This window comes from Flavisericum labens, assembly GCF_045446075.1.
Taxonomy (GTDB): Bacteria; Bacteroidota; Bacteroidia; order Flavobacteriales; family Flavobacteriaceae; genus Flavisericum; species Flavisericum labens.
Map to the genome: position 1 here is coordinate 1 of NZ_JBJJBQ010000033.1, position 758 is coordinate 758.

At 34.6% G+C, this 758-nt stretch carries 1 protein-coding gene; it reads right to left on the bottom strand.

Going from position 1 to position 758, the window contains the following annotated elements; genetic code table 11:
• Positions 1-195 precede the first annotated feature (195 nt).
• A complete protein-coding gene (locus tag ACIEHO_RS16505) occupies positions 196-591 on the bottom strand; it encodes a hypothetical protein (RefSeq protein WP_406973760.1) in 396 nt (131 codons plus the stop codon).
• Positions 592-758 lie beyond the last annotated feature (167 nt).

The window sequence follows — 758 nt, forward strand, 5'->3', positions numbered from 1 at the left end:
GACCTATGTTTTTTGAATTCAATTTCATTCAGTTTTTCAAATGCACTACAACGGTCTCGTATAACCGTCAGTTACGGATTTAAAGTTAATAATTTTCGGTTTAGCACAGACGTTAGCAATTCCGAGTGGATTCGGACGTAGTCGAATCCGCCGTAATTGCGGTTATACATTGTTGTACACTGGCTTTTTCGGTTTTCAAATCCGTTTATATTTAGCACTGATTCTTAATTTCTCATTTTTATTCGGATAATAAAAGTTCAGGCGTCTGTCATTAAATTTTACTGTCCAATTAAAATCCGTTTTATTTCCATTTCGATATTCAGTCAGGATATAATATTCTCCACTCCGGGTAATTTTTCCTTTGCTGATTTCAGGTTCGTATTCCTTGTAAGTTTTCCATTCCTTTTTATTATTAACGTCCCAACTTTTCCAAGTGAAAGTAGAGTCTGAATGAATTGTTATTTCCGTTATTCCGTATGAGTAAGTTGTACTATAATTATGGTCGTGTCTTAAATAAGTTCGGTCAAAATTTTGTCCGAAAGTATTCATCGAAGTAAAAGTTAATATTAAAATCAGTAATGTGTATTTCAATTCGGTTTTTTTTAGCTTGTGTACAACGGTCTCGTATAACCGTCAGTTACGGGTTTAAATGCTTTAATTTTCGGTTAAGCACTAACGTTAGCAATTCCGAGTGGATTCGGACGCAGTCGAATCCGCCGTAATTGCGGTTATACATTGTTGTAGTGCGTTTTTTTATA